The organism is Enterococcus sp. DIV1090, assembly GCF_050537975.1.
In the GTDB taxonomy this organism is placed as follows: domain Bacteria; phylum Bacillota; class Bacilli; order Lactobacillales; family Enterococcaceae; genus Enterococcus; species Enterococcus faecalis.
On the sequence record NZ_CP172917.1, the window covers coordinates 2,809,901 to 2,828,832 of the forward strand.

Genomic DNA, 18,932 nt, shown 5'->3' on the forward strand with positions numbered 1-18,932 from the left:
AACTTTAGCGAGCACGGTTATTTTTTATAAATCACTAAAAATCGCTACCGTCTTAAACGGCTCTACACTAGAGAGGTATGTTACAGCATATCTCTCTTTTCAATGCTATTATAGCACAACGACCATCAAAAGACCATCAATAAAAATGCCCGAGCCTTAGAAAAATAAGAGGCTCGGGCATTTTTATTTTAGGGGCCAGTCACTAAATTCCACGTGACGGCGGCTTGGTATTGTTGGCCTGCCATGCCTTGGTTGGCTGGCACTTCTAGTTTGATGTTAGCAAACGTGAAGTCCAGTTGGTAGACGTCACTGCCTGTGAACTGTTGGTTTGCGACCACCGCTGTTGCGGTATTGTCGGCGGTTAAAGTCACGGTGCTGGTCTTGCCAAGTGGTGTCCTGGTTTCTGTTGGTTGGTTGTAATCGGTAAAGCTGGCAGCAGCGGCCGTTCCTAGCAACAAGCGGGTCGTTGTTGGCAAGCTGTCTGTGGCTGATTTTGGTTGCGATAGCTGGGCCGTTAAACTCCAATTGGCTTGGCTAGTATTCAGGCGTAAATAAGGGTTGCGAGTGCCATTGCCGTAGTAATCGGCGGCCTTCTTCAAACCATATTGTTGCTTACTTCCTGAAATTGCTAGTTTACCAAAATCAAATGTTGGCGTACTAATAAAGCCGTCGCCGTCAGGGCTCGTAATTTCTTGGTCTAAGTCTTTAATACGGACCGTATCTTTGGCAGTTAAGCTGCCAAAGTTGCCCGTTACTTCAACATCAGCGGTTAAAACTTGACCAGGTTGACCGGTCACGGTGGTTCCTAATATGTTCATTTTTAATTGACCGCCAGCTGGTAAAGGCTGATCCAACGTGATGGACACTCCTGCACCGGTCGTCCATTGTTCTTTGGTGACAGGAAAAGCTTTGGTGTTTTGACCCGTTCCTTGTACAAATATCGTGTTGGGCGCGCCGATGCCAGCCGCCCAAGTTGCCGTTGGCTTGATTTTAATGGTGGTTAACGGCGCTTCGCCTGTGTTCTTCAGTAGCGCCTCCCAGTAATCCATTGTGGCGCCATTTTCGATTATGTCAACAGCGCCTGTTAACGTTAGTTCCGCGGTGGGAATCGCTTCTTGGTACACAGCAGTCATGTCGTCCTCATCATTAAAAGTTGGTGTAAAACTTGGGGTCGTTGTCGTCTTTAATGTTGCTGGCTTGCTTTTGCCTTTAAACCACCCTTGGAAGATATAGGTTTTTTCACCAGCTTGGTAGATCTTCGGCAAAGCTTTTGTGGCGGTGTAGACATAGTTTTCACTGTCCATCACCAGCTGGTTTCCTTGTGTAAAGCCAGTTGGTGGCGTGATTTTTGCACCACCATCATCTACAAAATGTTCAGTGACCCGCCGATTTTCTAAGTAATAATAAATGGTGCCATCGGGGGTCGATAAATTATAGTTGCCCCCAGCAGTTCCTGAATAGATACTCATTGAGTAAAGTGTCTTCGTGGGGTCCCACGTCCAGTAAGAACGGCGGGCAGTATAGCGCGTAGCACTTTTTTGGGTCAAGTTATACGCAGTGGTTCCCACTAAACTACTAACAATATTGTCGGGGTTTTCGATGCCACGGCGCACTTCATTTGGCACTGGATACTTGGTTTTATCCCCGGTATACGTAGTAGTTGGTTTAATCGAAATCGTCTGGTAATACTTAGGAATTTCAACACTCACTTCTTGCGGGCCATAAGTTACGATTGTCCCATCGTCTGGGCGTGTGTAGACTTTTTGCGGGATGGCTAATTTCTTTAATTGACTTGCTGGCATATCGATTCCATCAATTGTGGGAAAAGTCGTCATTTCCCCTGTGGCTCCGTCACTTTCACCCATGGTCGCACTTAGCTTAAACTTGGCGGGATTAATCAAGTTTCCTTGCTCATCAACATAGCCGAACAAAGCTTCTCTCGCTGGCAACGTATAGGTTTTCATCACTGCTTCTTCATAGACCACATGCAAATCGTCATTGTCATCATAGGTCACCGCATAACTAGGCGTTTTGGTGGTTTCCAACGTGCTAGGTTTCGCATTCCCTTTGTACCAACCTTTAAATAAATACGTCTTCCCATCACTGCCTGTGTAACGCTCAGGCAAGGTGCCTTCTTGGGTAAAAGTAAAATCCTCCCCCGTCACAATGGTTTTCTTATCCTGCGTAAAACCTTCTGGCGCAGGAATCGCCCCGCCTGCGGGATTCTCAAATTTTTCCGTGACACGCCGCTTGGTTAAATAATAATACACAGGACCCGCTGTTCCTCGTCTTTGGTGCGAACTAGTTGGACCGCCGACATCTCCATAAAAATAGGTCAGTGCATACGTAACGCCTCCTGGTGCCGTAGCTACCGTATATTTAAACGTCTTTTTAGGACCAAACGTCAGCTTATTGGGCATTTTTTCATTGGTTAACTCTAATTCCGTCTCCGCATTGGCGCCCACATAGTTCGTCACTTTGCCCCCAACGTTCGCAAAAACCGTTGGCACTGGATATTGCGTAATGTCTCCTGTATAAAACGTACTTGGTCGAATGTCCAGGCTTTGATACTCCTTAGGAATAGTAAACGACACTTCAGAAACGCCATAAATATTACTTGGATTCTGGTTATTTGTATCATATTTAAAAGCTGGTGACGTTGGAATAGACAGTAACTTTCCGCCATTCACAGTGGTAGGCTCAAGGGGGGTTCGTTGTAATTTCTCTTCATAAAACGAAAACGAAGAAAGATTGACCGCCATCGTAATTCGGTCGGGATCAAACAACGTCCCGTCTTCCTCCACAAAGAAAAAGGGAATCTCGCGCCCTTCCACAGAAGAATAACCAATCGCTCGAGAAGCAATTCTTGCCGTTTCCTGCGGCGGCACTGTTTTCGCTTCACTAGCGACCGTTGCCTGTGACTCTTCGGTTGTTTGTGTCGTCTGGCTCGCTTCGTCACTAGACTGAGATGTTGCTACTCCTTGCTCCGTCGCCTCAGTAATCGTTTCCGCTAACACAGTCACACCAACCACTGAATCCATGAACAAAGAACAACTTAACCCAACAACTAGCCATCTTTTCCAATTTACTCGCTTCATCTTGCTCCTTCTTTCTATGTAAAAATTCAATCTATAGTCTCTATAAAGTCCTTTCTTAATCAGTATCCTGTTATTATCGATACTGATAACTAGCATTTTTTTATTTATTTTACCAAAGAACACACCGCTTGAAATTTCAAATTTTGACATATTGAGTGCCGTTTTTTAGTGATTCCTATCCTTTCAAGGCTGAACGCCTCTGTTCCCTTTGAAAACAAGTGTTATTTTAGCGAAAATCAAGGATTTAAACGCTCTTTTGATGAACTCCAACTGATTTTTCCTTAATATTTAAGCAAAAAAGCTCAAAATGTTAGTAATAACCACTAACATTTTGAGCTTTTCTCATGATAACTTAACTATTTTAAGGACCTGTAACTAGGTTCCATGTAACTGCGGCCTTGTATTGTTGCCCTTTAACACCTTGATTGGCTGGCACTTCAAGTTTGACATTATTGAAGGTGAAGTCCAACTGATAAACATTACTACCTGTGAATTGCTTGTTGGCAATAATACTCGTCGCCGTGTTGTTGGCTGTTAAGCTAATGGCACTCGTGGTACCGACCGTATTTTTCAACTCGGTTGGTTGATTGTAATTGGTGAAGCTAGAGACAGGTGCCGCCCCTAATAATAAGCGGGTCGCTGTAGGCAAGCTGTCTGTCGCTGATTTCGGTTGCGACAGTTGCGCCGTTAAGCTCCAATTGGGTTGCGTTTTCTTAATCCGCAGATACGGATTGCGGGTACCGTTACCGTAGTAATCCGCGGCTTGTTTCAAGCTGTGTTGTTGCTTACTTCCTGCAACGCCCACTTGACCGAAATCAAAGGTTGGTACACTGATGAAGCCTTCGGTCGTTGGTGTGACTACTTCTTGATCATTTGGACGAATTCTCACGAAGTTATCCACTGTACTATCTTTAATACCACCAAATACTACAACTTCTGCTTTCAAAACAGTGTTTGGTTTCCCTGTTGCGCGAGTTGTGAAAGCAATTGAAACTTTTTTGCCGATAGGAACGGCATTTGGTAAAGAAACCCCCTCTGTCCAAAGTGTACTATTTACTGGGATTGATTTTGTTGTTTCTCCTTCTGGTGTCACTTCCATGAAGGTTGGGATCGTCAGACCAGCTGACCAATTGGGCCCTTTTTTCAAGGTAAGATTCTGTAAGGGTGCTTTGCTAGTATTCGTGATTGTTGTTGTCCAGATTACATTGGTATTCGAATCGATCACTTCTTTTGGTCGAGTTAATGTGACACTAGCCGTTGGTATTTCTTCCTTATACATGGCGGTCATATCGTCATTGCCATCAAAGGTCGCATTGAACGTTGGTGTTGTGATTTTGTTCAACGTACTTGGCTTGGTTTTCCCTTTGTACCACCCTTGGAAAGTATAGACTTTGCCACCTGTAGTATACGTCGCTGGTAAAGCTTTTGCCGCTGTGTACTTGAAGGTGTTACTGTTCATTGGTACTTGGTTGCCTTGGGTGAAACCTGTTGGTGCAGTGATTTTGGCACCATTGGCATCCACGAAGTTTTCGGTAACTTGTTTCCGTGTGACTTTGTAGACAAGTTTTGACTTATCCGCAGGATTGGCGTTAAAAAGTAACATTATTAAAAGATCGCTACCGTCCGCTGCACCACTATATCCTAAGTGCATGAGAAAAAGTCTATCATTTGCATTAGAAAAATAGGTGCCATCTGACTTAAAATTAAGCAAATTAAGAGATTCTTTGCTAAGGTCAACCCTTAGTGGTGCTACATTTGGGTCGAAGATTAGCGAACTATCTCTCGTGTACGTATATCTGGAAGATTTCAAGTTACTACTTTGTGCTGTGTCTAATTGAATGCTATCAACATATTTTAATTGTTGGTTGATAGTTAATTTATCAACATTAAACTGTAACCTATTGGTGACACTAATTGGATTGCCATTATTATACTTTTTCAATAACTCTTGGGATAATGGGATACTACCGTTGTTAACACTTAGTGTATATTGCCCATTGCCATTATTTTTTGAGGTCACGTCATATAAATTATTAATTACATTGTCACTCGTACTTTGTACATAATACTTACCACTAAAAGTTAACGCCGGTGTGAAAGCACCGCCTTTTTCATTCACAAAGTCCATATTAATTGATGGATACACTGTTGTAACTGTTTCTTCTTCATACACCACATTCAAATCATCATTGTCATCGTAGGTCACTTGATAACTTGGCGCTTTGGTAGTTGTCAATGTGTTGAGTGTGGACTTGCCTTTGTACCAGCCTTTGAACTTGTAGGTCTTACCGCCTGTTGTGTAGGTGTCTGGTAAGGTACCTGCTTGTTTGAAGGTGTATGGGTCACTGGTAATTGCCGTTTGTTTGCCTTGGGTGAAACCTGTTGGCGGTGTGATTTTGGCACCGCTTGTGTCTACGAAGTTTTCGGTGACACGGCGATTTTCTAAGAAGTAGTACATAGTATCATTTGTGGTGTAGTAATTTGGTACGTTTACTTCCGTATTTGCACTAGTTAAAATCGAAGCAAATCGTGTTGCTGTCTTATCCTCGAACCAGTTCGTATAATACAGTTGATACTCGTTAGCTTTTGTGGTGGCATATAAACTGTAATATTTTCCATCTTTTTCTATTCGTGTGTCAGCTAACGTACTGTCTACATAACGCATTCTTCTCGTTGCCACTGGGTAAGCAGTACTAGAGCCTGTATAGTATGTCCCTGGTGTCACTGTTGGTAACTTATATTGTTTCGGAACCGTTAAGCGGAAATTCGTTGCTCCTGAGAAAGCAGGATTAACCGTTGGTGTATATGTTAGTTGTTGGCTCGGAATCGTTAACTGTTTCAAGTTACCATTGTTCACGCCGCTAGCTGTGCCGACTTGTTTCGGCGTGCCATTCATGACAGTTGTTAAATTGGTTGTCATGTTAAAATTCGTTGGTGCGACTAAGGCACCTTTTTCATCGACAAAACCAAATTTATACGTAACGGCTGGAATCGTGGTAGTCTTTTCTTTTGTTTCTTCATACACCACATTCAAATCGTCATTATCATCATAGGTTACCCCATAACTTGGCGCTTTCGTCGTTTTCAAGGGCTCAGTTTTGGTTTTCCCTTTGTACCAACCTTTGAACTTGTAGGTCTTACCGCCTGTTGTGTAGGTGTCTGGTAAGGTACCTGCTTGTTTGAAGGTGTATGGGTCACTGGTAATTGCCGTTTGTTTGCCTTGGGTGAAACCTGTTGGCGGTGTGATTTTGGCACCGCTTGTGTCTACGAAGTTTTCGGTGACACGGCGGTTGGTTAAGTGATAGTATGCTGGGCTTCCAAAAGTGTAATAGTGTGTAACTCCAGACAATATATTAGAACTGTTAATTTCTCTTGATAGCACCCTAACTCTTGTAACTTTACCATTACTCTGGCTATTGACTGATTCTGTTAGCGTAAAGCTTTTATCTGCTCTCTGTGTTAATGTTAAATCACTGATTACTGCTTTTTCAGACCTGTCTACATTTCCAATAGGCATAACCTCAGTTATCACTGGCAATGGATAATTTGGATTGATTTTCCCTGTCTTATCGTAGAGATTTAACGATTGATAATATCTTGGTAGTTTAATTGAAAAATTAGCATAACCATTCCCATTCCATCCTGTTTCAGTAGGACGAGGTATATACGCGGCAGGAAGTGTCACATTTTTTAAGTTGCCTACCGTTGTGGCACTTTGATTGGTTACAATTGTATCTTCAGAAATTGTATCGGTCGGTAATCCGCCCGATCCCCTAAAAGATTGGCTCTTATAATCATACGTAATCTTAATATCAGCAGGGTTCACTAATTGGCCTGCTTCGTTCACAAAACCAAATTGATACGTGACTTCTGGAAAGTTTATTTCCTCATACACCACATTCAAATCATCATTGTCATCATAGGTTACCCCATAACTTGGCGCTTTCGTCGTTTTCAAAGGCTCGGTTTTAGTTTTACCTTTGTACCAGCCTTTGAACTTGTAGGTCTTACCACCTGTTGTGTAGGTGTCAGGTAAGGTGCCTGCTTGTTTGAAAATGTATGGGTCGCTGGTAATCGCCGTCTGTTTGCCTTGCGTGAAACCTGTTGGTGGTGTAATTTTAGCACCGTTTGTGTCTACGAAGTTTTCGGTGACTTTTCTAAAGTCTACTGTTACAGTAGGTAAGCCAGTTGTATGAGGAGTATATGTTGCAACATTAGTAGATGGGGTTGCTCCTCCCGTAACCGTTAGAAAATAATATAACTGGTTTTCACCAACAGTTATCGTTGGATTCTTTGCATTCAACTGATAATGTGTAGCATCTAGTCTCTGCGCTTCTGCTTTATATTGTGTAGCATTTAATACTATTGGAGCTACATTCCATAACATTCTCATCTGACTTGTAGAAAAGTCTACATTGTTAACATACCGAGGAACTTCAAGAATACTATCTTTCAAATAATAAGATTTCGTTCGCACTCGCCCCGCCGTCGTAGATTTTTCTGGAGTAATGGTTACTCCTGGAATATCAATGTTAAATCCATTAGTATGCTTCGATACTAATGGTTGTTTGTCAACATTTTGTTCAGTAACGGGATTGTTGTAATCTTGCTCCCTTAACGCTAGTTTAGCCGATAAATTAAAATCATTTATATTAAGTGGTTCTTTACCACTTGAATTGATCATAATCTCAATTAAGCCACTTGGAAAGGTGATACTAGTTCCCAAAGGATAACTTTTATTGTACGTTAAAGTTAGTAACTGAGGTAATAATTCTGCCAACGGAAGAGATTTCTCTCCAAGCCCACTCACTGGCGTAGGCGCCAATAACGGATTCGGCTGAACCACTTCCGAAGTTGCTGTTTCTGCTTGTTCCACTTCTGCTTGCGGTTCTTCTTTCTGCGCTTCTTTTACTTCTGTTTCTGCTTGTTTCTCTGCGTCTTTCGTTGCTTCTTCCTGACTCGTGTCAGCTGTTACTTGACTATTTTCCGTACTGGCTTTCGTTGTTTCTTCCTTCACGCTACTGGCTGGCGTCTCTTCCTTGGCACTACTTTCGGCGGTCGGACTACTTTCAATCGTCACGGTTTCCGCAACTGCCGTCACACCAGAAAAGGCGTTAATCACTAAAGAACTACACAAGCCAATGGTTGCTAATCGTTGCCACTTAGTTTGCTTCATGTCGTCCCTTCTTTCTATGTACGATTCCCGCCAAGCCAATTAAGGCGAAGCCGAGAATGCTCAAATTTGCCTGACTCTTGCTCCCTGTACGAGGGAGCGTTGAGCCAGTTGTGGTGGTCTGTGTCGAACCACCACTTCGTTGATCTCCTTGCGGAGGACCAGCTGGTTCCTTGGGATCAGCAGCTGGCGCATCTGTTTTCGGTGGGGGATCTTTAGGAGCGGGTGTTCTCGGATTTTGGTAAAATTCAATCCCCACCGAACTAGAACCACCATCAGACGCTTCAACATTTATAAAAAAACTAGGAGAAGATAGTAGACACACAATCATTAAATAACGCTTTTTTTTCATTGAAAAACCTCCTTTTAACTCGCTAGCCTTTCTTGCCCTTTTATACAAGAAAGACAAAACAACCTTTTGTTACTCCTCTATAATAACAAAGAAACCCCCAGCAGAAATTGACGATTTTTTCGCACCCCATGCGAAAATTTTGAAGATTCCTATTCTGACAAGGGTTACAACAGCTGTTATTTAATAATCGGCTCAAAAAAAGGGCGATTTCGGCAATTTTTTACCAAAATCCCCTGACAAAATTTTAAGATTCTGCTCTTTTTAACAAGAAAAGCTCAAAATGTTAGCAACGAATACTAACATTTTGAGCTTTGTTTGATTGTTTTGACGCAGGCCTCTGAAAAAAAACAGTATTTTTTTCGCTCAGCCCGCTATTTTTCCGCAAGACTAACCAAGTAAGGCGCTAATGAATAGCCCTAAGGCATAGGACCCATTGAAAACCAGTAAGTTTTTAATGGAATGGCGGAAACTTTTCGGCTGCGGCAATTCTTGTTTAAACGTTTGAATATTTTTCCAAATGACAGGCAAAGTGGCAAACGTAATTAACACAGGCCATTGATAAATACCACTAATGAAGCCGAATAAAATCACCAGATAACCAGCTAGCGCTAACACTTGAAACAGCACAATCCCTGCTGGGCGCCCGATATAATAGACTAATGTATAACGGTGGTTCTCAATATCCGTGTCTAAGTCCCGTAAATTGTTGGCGAGCATGATGTTAGCAATCGAACAGACCAAGGGCAAGGACGCCACGACAATCGCAAGCACCGCCCAGAGATTGCCGTCTAAGCGAAAGGCGCCGCTAGCAAAATCGACCGTTAAGTAAAAAGGCGGATTGGTGACGACGTTCAAGTAAACGGTTAAGACGAAGATGCCTAAGCCCATCGTGAAGCCACTGAAAATTTCCCCCAAGGGCATGCGGGATAACGGAATCGGTCCATACGTGTAGAAAATACCGATGAAGCAGCAAATTCCTCCTAACACAAGGAAGAGCCAACCGGTTTGAACCGTCAAGTACGCACCCACAACGGCAGTGAAGGCAATCATGGCGAAAATCATGTTGCGAACTAGTTGTGGTGAAACGCCTGATTGTCCGATAATATTTTCTTCATATTTGTAGACGTCCGATTTGGCTTTTTTGAAGTCCATGTAATTATTAATGGCGGTGGTGGCCATATCAAAGACCACCATGCCAATGAAGAAAACCAGCGTGTTGCCCCACTGAACTTCCCCGAAATAGGTCATTGAAAACAAGACCCCGATAATGAAGGGAAAGAGACTGGCAAGCTTCGTCTGAATTTCCACTACTTTTAAAAACACATTTAAAGACATTTTTAGTCGCTCCTTATTTCAAATCGGCCCGATTCCCCATCGTATAGCCAGAGTCTTTGCCGATTTCAAAGTTGCCTTCGATATCTTTGCTGATGTAGACTTTGTCGTCTTTTGTGACGAAAATGGCATCGGTTCCTTTCAGACTTTCGACATATTCTAGTCCTTTTTTGACGCCCATTGAGAAGACGGCTGTTGAGAGACCATCACCATCGATGGATTTGTCGGTGATAATGGTGACACCCGCGATGTCGTTATCAAACGGATAGCCAGTTTCACGATCGAAGAGATGGTGGTAGGTTTTGCCATCGACTTTTAAGTAGCGTTCATAAATTCCTGATGTGACTAAGGTTTTGTTGCTTTCTTTGACTTGACCTAAAACAGTGTTGCGGGCTTTATTCGGATCTTGAATCCCAACTGTCCAGTCCATGTCTTTGCCACGTGGGCTGTGTCCTAAGACGTAAACATTTCCGCCTAAATCGACGATAGCGGTGGTGACACCGTTGTCTTTGAGGACTTTCACGACTTCGTCGGTGATGAAGCCCTTGGCAATTGCGCCTAAATCCAATTGCATGCCTTTTTCTTCAAGGTAAACGGTTTGCTCTTTGTCGTTGAATTTGACTTTCGTGTAATCAACGAGTTTCAAAGCTTGATCAATTTCGGCTTGGCTTGGTTTGCGGGCATCATCGAAGCCAATGTGCCACATAGAGGTGATTGGGCCAATCGCCATGTCGAAGCCGCCGCGGGAGTCTTTGCTGTATTCATAGGCTTTTTTCAACAAAGGATACAGGTCATCTGAGACTTTGACCGGTTTTACGCCTGCTTCTTGGTTGATTTCATCAATTTCTGAACCTGGTTGGTTGACCGTGATTTTATCGCCTAGTTCTTTGACGCGGGCAAAGGCTTTCGGTAAGACGTCTTCTTTGCCATCATCGTAGATGCGAATTTGAACGTAGGTACCAAGCATTGTTTGACGGTCAGAGTATGGTTCTGTATTAATTTTCGCTTCTGGTTTTGAGGAACAAGCAGCTGCCACAAATAGCACTGCTAGAACACTCACCATGAGCAGAAGTTTCTTTTTCATAGGATTCCCTCTTCTTTCCTTCTTTAATTAAAAAATAAGTTCTCTTGCATAGTAGCCTTTTTTGGAAAAAATGAAAAGTCTTTCTCTTGGAAATTCACAAATTTCTGTGAAAAAATTTGTGAAATGATGGACAGAACTAGCGAAGAAAAAGGGGCGGGAAAGTCAGCCAACCGACTTTTTCCCAACCCCTCAATGGTGTCAAGTACTTGCTGAAAAGCATTTCAGGAACTACTTCACGATTCATTTATTATTACTTATTTTGTTACGATGTTGTCAACAACGATTTCAGTTGTATCGCCTTTTTCAGCAGCGTTCACTAATTGTTGTGCGTAGTTGATGAATGAATGTGTGCTGTGTGTTGCACCAGTTACCACTTCAACACCTGCAGGTGAGCCGTCTTCTTCGCCCATTGCTTTAACAAATTCTTTGTTTAATGTTTCGATATATTCTTTTGGTCCAACGCCAGCAACGTCTTTCATTTTGCTTTCGTATTCAGTGTCATCTTTTTTAGATTTGCCGTCAGCGTTCACGTTATCGTAGTTAGATTCAGTCACTTTACCATCTTTCACAGTCATTGAGAATGTTGTGTGGTAGCCGTTTGAGTCATTTTTTTCTTTCAATGAGTACGTACCATCTTTCAATGTTGCGCCATTGTCGATTTCGATTGTGTCTGTGTTACCAGCTTGTGCTGCTTGGATTAATTGTTGTGCGTAGTTTTGGAATGATTCAGATGAATGAGTCGCACCAGTTACTACTTCCACACCGCTTGCGCTTTGTGCTTTAACAAAAGAATCGTTTAATTGTTTGATGTATTCTTTTGGTCCAACACCAGATTTTGCTTTCATGCTTTCTTCATACTTAGTGTCTTCTGTTTTAGATTTGCCGTCAGCATTGATGTTGTCATATTTAGATTCAGTGATTTTGCCGTCTTTTACAGTCATTTCAAAGACTGCACGGTAACCATTTTTTTCATTTTTTTCTTCTAATTTATACGTACCATCTTTTAAATCGCCACCGGCAACTTTTTTCGCTGGTGCTGATGATTCCGTTGATTTTTTCGTTTCTGAAGATGCTGCGCTAGAAGAGTTCGTTGTGTTGTCTTTCTTGTCTGCGCCACAGCCTGCTAATACTAAACTAAATAATGCAATTGCCGCAAAACCTTTAACAAATTTATTCACTTTCATTGATAGTCACCTTTTCTTTCATGATTTTCACAAACATCAAAAGTTTGTGATACATTACACATTATAATGGTTTTAAAAACGTTGTCAAGACCATCCCCTAAAAATATTTACATTTCGGTCTTTTTTTCATCAAAAACTCATCGTTGGAGTAAATTTGTTGACAATTAAAATTTATATTAGACAAATTCGTGAAATACTTATATAATGTTAGTCGATTGTGTACTTATTAATCATTATCACTATTTTACTACTTACAATATTAAGGAGCGGATTGTCAATGACAAAGCAAAATATTGTCGTTGTAGGTGCTGGGTATGCTGGCGTTTCAGCTACTAAATTTCTAGCAAAGAAATTTAAAAAAGATACGGACGTAACAATCACATTGATTGATCGCCATTCTTACCACACTATGATGACCGAATTGCATGAAGTAGCAGGCGGACGTGTTGAACCAGAAGCAATTCAATACGACTTACAACGTTTGTTCTCACGCAAGAAAAACGTAAAATTGGTAACAGATACTGTTACTGGGATCGACAAAGAAAACAAAGTTGTGAAAACTTTAGCAGGTTCTTATCCATTTGACCAGTTAATTCTGGGTATGGGTGGCGAACCAAACGACTTTGGAACACCAGGCGTGAAAGAAAATGGTTTCACCTTATGGTCATTTGATGATGCAGTGAAAATTCGTCATCACATTGAAGCAACCGTTGCTAAAGCAGCCATCGAACCAGATGCTGAAGTACGCAAAGCAATGTTAACATTCGTTGTCTGTGGTTCTGGTTTTACTGGGATCGAAATGGTCGGCGAATTAATCGATTGGAAAGATCGTTTAGCGAAAGATGCCAAAATTGATTCAGACGAAATTACATTAATGGTTGTTGAAGCAATGCCAACCATCTTAAACATGTTATCTCGTAACGATGCTGCCAAAGCAGAACGTTATCTAGAAAAGAAAAATGTTCAATTATTATTGAACTCACCAATCGTTGAAGTTGCAGCAGATCACATTAAATTAAAAGATGGTTCTGAAGTACCAACGCATACATTAATCTGGACAGCTGGTGTGAAAGCAACTTCTGATGCCGCTGACTTTGGTTTAGAAGCAGCACGTGGTAGTCGTTTAGTTGCGAATGAATACATGCAAGCAAAAGGTTACGAAGACAAAAACATTTATATCATTGGTGACTTGGTTTATTACGAAGAAACACCAAATACACCAACTCCTCAAATCGTTCAAGCAGCTGAACAAACAGGTCATACTGCAGCTGCCAACATCGTTGCAGATATTAAAGGCGGCGAAAAACACGCCTTTAAAGGAAACTACCAAGGATTCATGGTTTCCATCGGCGCGAAATGGGGCGTTGCCAACTTATTCGATAAAATTCATTTGAGTGGTTTCTTAGCCATCATTATGAAACATATCGTTAACTTGAAATACTTCTTTGATATTCGTTCTGGTTACTACATGTTCCAATACATTATGCACGAAATCTTCCATATTAAAGATGATCGTTCTGTTGCTCGCGGACATACGTCTCGTTACGGCAATGTCTTGTGGAGTGTTCCGCTACGTGTCTTCTATGGTATGGTTTGGTTAGTCGAATCAATGAAGAAAATTGTCGGCAACGGCGATTACTTGAAACCAAGCACTTGGTTTGGTGACGGTTCTTGGTTCACAGATAAAGTCGTTTTCCCATTCCCTTGGTTACAAGAACAAGTAACAACAGGTGCTTCTCAAGCAACTGAAACAGCAACAACTGCTGCAAGTGGTGCGGCGGATGCGGCGGCAAGCGGTGGTGCCGATGCGGCAACACAAGCAGCGCACTTTGGTTTAAGCTACGCTTACGGCGAAACACCAATGCAAGTGTTTGATCACATGCCTAAATGGTTCGAAAGCGTAATGAAATTTATGATGCCAAACCAAGAAGTTGCTTTGTTCATGCAAAAATTCATGACAATCGTTGAAGTATGTATTGCTTTAGCATTGATTGCTGGTTTATTCACTTGGTTATCAAGTGCTGCTACAATTGGTTTAACAATTGCCTTCTGTTTATCTGGCATGTTCTATTGGGTAAATATCTGGTTTATCTTTGTCGCTTTTGCTTTGATGAACGGTTCAGGCCGTGCTGTCGGTTTAGACCGCTGGGTAATTCCATGGATTCAACGCAAACTTGGTAAAGCGTGGTATGGTACCCCGAAAGCTAGATACGGCGGTAAGTAAGCAATCGATCATCGATTGACAACTACGAGCAAAAGCTGAGACACATGTCTCCAGCTGACTATCATAGGATTTAGTATGTGGGACAGCAGTCAAGCATGACTTTTGTCCCACATATTTTCTTTTATATAATATGGTGGCTCAACTGAGGTCGGGACAGAATCGTTTAGCTCCGAGAACCAAGTAGGTACTGTTCAACATCTATTTGCTTTGCAAATAGTGTTTCTCAGCAATAAGAAGAAATTTCCGAAAATTGTCATAAAACACAACGAGGAACGAGTTGATGTTGCATGATACCTACCCGGTGTTCTTTAATTTTTGGAGACCAAGTAGGTATTGTTCATCATCGAATCACTACGTTCTTCGTGATTCTCAACAATTTCGGCTTATTTCCGAAGGACCTTCAACTCTTAGAGCTTTAGCTCTTAGAAGTTGTTGAGATCGGAGCAACGCGTAGTGTTGGTTCTGTTCCCGCCGTTTATCAGTTTTTGAGCTTGGAACAAAAATTCAAAATAATTTTTGTTCCAAGCTCGTTCACTGTGTTATGATAGACAAGAAAAAAACACCAAAGGAGAGAGAAGAAAATGACGATCAAAGAATTCATTAAGAAGAGTCGCTTGAAAACATGGGACGTTATTATTATTGCTGTTTTAGTTCTTGGTTCTTTTCTGCCCCTTGTTGTTTTTGCCATGCAAAACCGTGGTCAAGAAGCGGCTACGTATCAAGCAGTCTTGAAAGTAGACAACAAAGTAATCAAAGTCTTTGACTTAAAAAAGGACGGCCCGCATTATACATATAAATACGAAGCAAAAGACGGTGATTACAACCTGATTGAAGTAGATGGTGATCGTATCCGCGTGAAGGAAGCCAACTGTGCTGACTTAGTGGATGTTCGACGAGGCTGGATTTCCAAACCTGGTGAAACCCCGATTGCCTGTCTACCCCACAATTTGTTTATCACCGTGGAAGCTTCTGATGGGAGTGAAGACGGTAGCTTAATTTATTAAGCACGACAACTATGAGCAAATTACACAAGAATATTTATATTGCTATGCTCGTTGCCCAAGGGGTCATTATTGGCTTAATCGAAAATATGATTCCTTACCCTTTCGCATTTGCTCCTGGGGCAAAGCTCGGTCTAGCAAATTTAATTACCATTATTGCGATTTTCACCATGCGTAAGCGTGATAGTTTTTTCCTGGTCTGTTTACGTTTGATTTTAACGACATTACTGGGCGGTACACTTTCGACCTTTTTCTATAGTGCCAGTGGTGCCTTATTAAGTTATTTCGGCATGTTGCTTGTCAAGCAGCTGGGGCCAAAACGGGTCAGCATTATTGGGATTAGTGCCGTTGGTGGTTTCTTACACAACGTTGGTCAGTTGCTAACGACCTCTTTCTTTGCTCATTCGTGGGCGCCGATGCTGTACTTACCATTTCTATCTCTGTTTGGGTTACTCTCAGGGATTGCCATTGGGATTGCCGCTAACTATTTACTACAACATGTCCAGACGTTACGAAAATTCCAACTGAATTATGAACAAACAACGAAACATAAGTGGAGTCAATTTTTCTAATTGAAAACCTGTCCGCCACAATTAAAGGAGTCATCTTATGAATATACATCCTATGTGGAATACCTATCCTACGTTATCAAAAGAATTAACAACTACTCTTCGCTTGATGGAACAAGCGGTTCAAATCGATAATCAAGAGATTCAAGCTGCTGTCCATGACATGATTCATTCTGGCGGCAAATTGCTACGTCCAGCCTACCAACTGTTGTTCTCTTATTTTGGTGAGCAGCGGGACCCTAAAAAGGCGACAGCGTTAGCGGCTTCCATTGAATTACTGCATACCGCCACGTTAGTTCACGACGATATTGTCGATGAAGCCGATACGCGTCGTGGCTTGCCAACATTGCGTTCGCGCTTTGGGAATAGCACAGCCGTGTATACAGGCGATTATCTTTTTGTTTGCTGTTTCAAGCTCTTATCTGATTATTCTTCTTCATTAAAAAGCATTCAATTAAATTCGCGCAGTATGGAAAAAGTCCTGACTGGTGAGCTTGGTCAAATGGACAATCGCTATAATTTCGAGGTAACGATTGACCAATATTTAAAAAATATTTCCGGGAAAACTGCGGAACTGTTTGCGCTAAGTTGTTTTGTCGGTGCCTATGAAAGTGGCACCTCCCAACGTTTTGCCAAACGTTGTGGTGAAATCGGCGAAAATATCGGACTGGCTTTTCAAATTATTGATGATATTTTGGACTATACACAAACTGCTGACGCTATCGGCAAACCCGTCTTAGAAGACGTACGTCAAGGCGTGTATTCTTTGCCCTTGATTTATGCACTTGAAGCCAATCGTGAAGTCTTGTTGCCACTTTTAATGAAAAAAGAAACCTTGACCGATGAAGAAACACAGGAAATTTATCATCTTGTCCATGAACTAGGTGGCGTAGAAAAGGCCCAACAATTAGCCACTCATTACACGGAAAAAGCGCTGAAAGAAATCAGCAAACTTCCTGAAACAAAGGGCCAAGCGAAAGAACAATTGTATGAAATTACACAAACGATTTTGACAAGAGAAAATTAAAAAAGCCGCTAAATCCTATTGAGGATTTAGCGGCTAGCTTTTTAGGTGATACCAAACATATATTTTATGATAGAATTTAAAAATATACTTGATTCATTAGTAGAAAGAGGTGCTACTATGACTTTTCTCCAGTGGTATTCTCATACCACGCTCAGCGAAATGTGGGCGTTTTATGAAAAAACAATCACGCATCATCCCTATTACCTTGCCATCTGTCTTAAAGATAAAGAAAATAGTTGTCCAATTGGCTACGTAAAAGCGGAAATGAACGATAGTCACGACTTTGGCACTTCGAAAGGAGTTTCTTCGGTATAAAGGGATTGTGACAGACGCCAGTAAATCATTGGTTTCATTACTGAAAAAAAGAGAGTATCCCCTATATTACAGCCACACATGATGTAGAAAATTATCGCAGTGGAAATGTGATGAAATAAATCGGTATGACGTACTGTTACTAATACAGAGAACAATGGCAACCCAAAAATGTGCTCATTTCTGAATGTACCAGTTAAATTTAGATAATCACGCAGACCGTGTCTATAAAAAATATTGGGATACTTATCCTGACCACTTCATAGAAGACATTTGATGTAAGCTTGTTTCTTCTAAATCCTTTTTGCCGTTTTTATGTATTGAAAGCGTATACTAATAATTGAAAGGACGTGATTTTTTGCGTAAAGATGTACCAACTATGTTCGCTTAATTTAACATTTTTCCCAAGACAAGTAATATCAGCCTTGGAGACTAAAGCGAAAAGAGAGAAAAAATGAATTTACAAGAAATAATCCATAGATTAGAAACTATCTATCAACAGACCGATTACAATGGTAGTTATGCACTTGTAACCGCTGATAAAATTTTAGCTAAGAAAAATTATGGGTTTGCAAAATTTAAGGAAAAACAGTTATTCACAGAAGCAACTCAAAGTTGTATTGGCTCTGTAACGAAGCAATTCACTGGTACCGCCTGCATGATCCTTCATGAACAAGGTAAGTTAAACTTGGAAATGCCAGTAGTAGCCTTTTTTCCAGATTTGCTAATCCCAAAAGCAATCACAGTTAAACATTTATTGACAATGAGTAGTGGTCTACCTGATTATCCAACGGAGCTATTCTTAAATAGTTTGAAAAAAATTAAAGAACAGAGTCCAGAGCTAAACGAAAAACTTCAGGAATTTTATGCTGAATTTGCTACCGCAGAACAAATTTCTTTCAATAAATTGAAAACGATAATTGCTACTAAACCGATGGATTTTCAGGTTGGAACCCGAGTTTCTTATAGTAATACTAATTATTATTTATTAGGTTTGATTATTGAAAAAGTATCTGGACTCTCATTTGAGAAATTTGTAACACAAAAAATCTTGTCTCCTTTATCGATGGTAAAAACTTCCTTTGCCACACAAAATAGCATAGCAAGGAGCTATCGTAACATTGATAATGAACTACATGAATTTCCAAATACTTATCAATTACTATCTGCAGATGGCTGTATGGTCTCGACTATTAACGACTTATCGAAATGGCTACAAGCAGTTCTCAAAGGTGAAATTTTGTCGCCCGAAAGTTGGGATCAAGTTTTCAATCTCTATTTAAAAGAATATAATTGTGGTTGGATGAAGTTAGGAGATTGGTTTTACCATGGCGGTCAATATCTAGGTTTTTACTGCGAAATCTTTCTGCATCGAAAAGCAGGTCTAGGAAAAGTTATGCTTTATAATCGGGAAGCCACTTCTGAATTAGATCAATATTCTATGGATGAACGTTCCAATTGGCGTAATTTAATTCGAGATTGGTCATTTTCTCAAAATTAATAAAAAAGCTCTAATCCTATTGAAAGATTTAGCGGCTAGCTTTTTAGGTGATACCTTGGTATAATAAACACGAAG

Annotated in this window: 11 protein-coding genes; 5 read left to right on the forward strand and 6 right to left on the reverse strand. The window is 41.1% G+C overall.

The genetic code is table 11. The features are described from left to right. Positions 1-188 precede the first annotated feature (188 nt). The 6 genes from IGL48_RS13635 to pplA all read right to left on the reverse strand — a co-directional run bounded on the left by IGL48_RS13635 (position 189) and on the right by pplA (position 12,223). Positions 189-3,248, reverse strand: coding sequence for a WxL domain-containing protein (locus IGL48_RS13635; RefSeq protein WP_048949307.1), 3,060 nt, complete (start codon positions 3,246-3,248; stop codon positions 189-191). A gap of 211 nt (positions 3,249-3,459) precedes the next feature. After that, positions 3,460-8,274, reverse strand: coding sequence for a WxL domain-containing protein (locus IGL48_RS13640; RefSeq protein WP_428831487.1), 4,815 nt, complete (start codon positions 8,272-8,274; stop codon positions 3,460-3,462). Beyond that, complete coding sequence (locus IGL48_RS13645) at positions 8,261-8,623, reverse strand: LPXTG cell wall anchor domain-containing protein (protein WP_002368511.1); 363 nt, start codon at positions 8,621-8,623, stop codon at positions 8,261-8,263. The genes IGL48_RS13640 and IGL48_RS13645 overlap by 14 nt, the downstream gene beginning before the upstream one ends. 387 nt (positions 8,624-9,010) lie before the next feature. After that, positions 9,011-9,958, reverse strand: coding sequence for a 1,4-dihydroxy-2-naphthoate polyprenyltransferase (menA, locus tag IGL48_RS13650; RefSeq protein WP_048949641.1), 948 nt, complete (start codon positions 9,956-9,958; stop codon positions 9,011-9,013). A gap of 13 nt (positions 9,959-9,971) precedes the next feature. Then, a complete protein-coding gene (locus IGL48_RS13655) occupies positions 9,972-11,039 on the reverse strand; it encodes an FAD:protein FMN transferase (RefSeq protein ID WP_002354751.1) in 1,068 nt (355 codons plus the stop codon). A 254-nt stretch (positions 11,040-11,293) separates the two neighbouring features. Then, the gene (pplA, locus tag IGL48_RS13660) at positions 11,294-12,223 is read right to left on the reverse strand and encodes an extracellular electron transfer flavoprotein PplA (RefSeq protein ID WP_002368513.1); all 930 of its coding nucleotides are present in this window, start codon (positions 12,221-12,223) and stop codon (positions 11,294-11,296) included. 277 nt (positions 12,224-12,500) lie between these two features. Here pplA and IGL48_RS13665 point away from each other — a divergent pair, with 277 nt between their 5' ends. The 5 genes from IGL48_RS13665 to IGL48_RS13685 all read left to right on the forward strand — a co-directional run bounded on the left by IGL48_RS13665 (position 12,501) and on the right by IGL48_RS13685 (position 18,857). Continuing rightward, entirely contained in the window at positions 12,501-14,447 is a 1,947-nt protein-coding gene (locus IGL48_RS13665; RefSeq protein WP_048949642.1) for an NAD(P)/FAD-dependent oxidoreductase, read from the forward strand. Positions 14,448-15,028: 581 nt separating this feature from the next. After that, on the forward strand, positions 15,029-15,451 hold the full coding sequence (locus IGL48_RS13670; RefSeq protein ID WP_002358956.1) for a NusG domain II-containing protein: 423 nt from the start codon (positions 15,029-15,031) through the stop codon (positions 15,449-15,451). An 11-nt stretch (positions 15,452-15,462) separates the two neighbouring features. Next, entirely contained in the window at positions 15,463-16,020 is a 558-nt protein-coding gene (locus tag IGL48_RS13675; protein ID WP_002354743.1) for a Gx transporter family protein, read from the forward strand. 37 nt (positions 16,021-16,057) lie between these two features. Beyond that, positions 16,058-17,044, forward strand: a complete 987-nt coding sequence (locus IGL48_RS13680) for a polyprenyl synthetase family protein (protein ID WP_048949643.1) — start codon at positions 16,058-16,060, stop codon at positions 17,042-17,044. Between the two features lie 766 nt (positions 17,045-17,810). Continuing rightward, a complete protein-coding gene (locus IGL48_RS13685; protein ID WP_010824306.1) occupies positions 17,811-18,857 on the forward strand; it encodes a serine hydrolase domain-containing protein in 1,047 nt (348 codons plus the stop codon). Positions 18,858-18,932 lie beyond the last annotated feature (75 nt).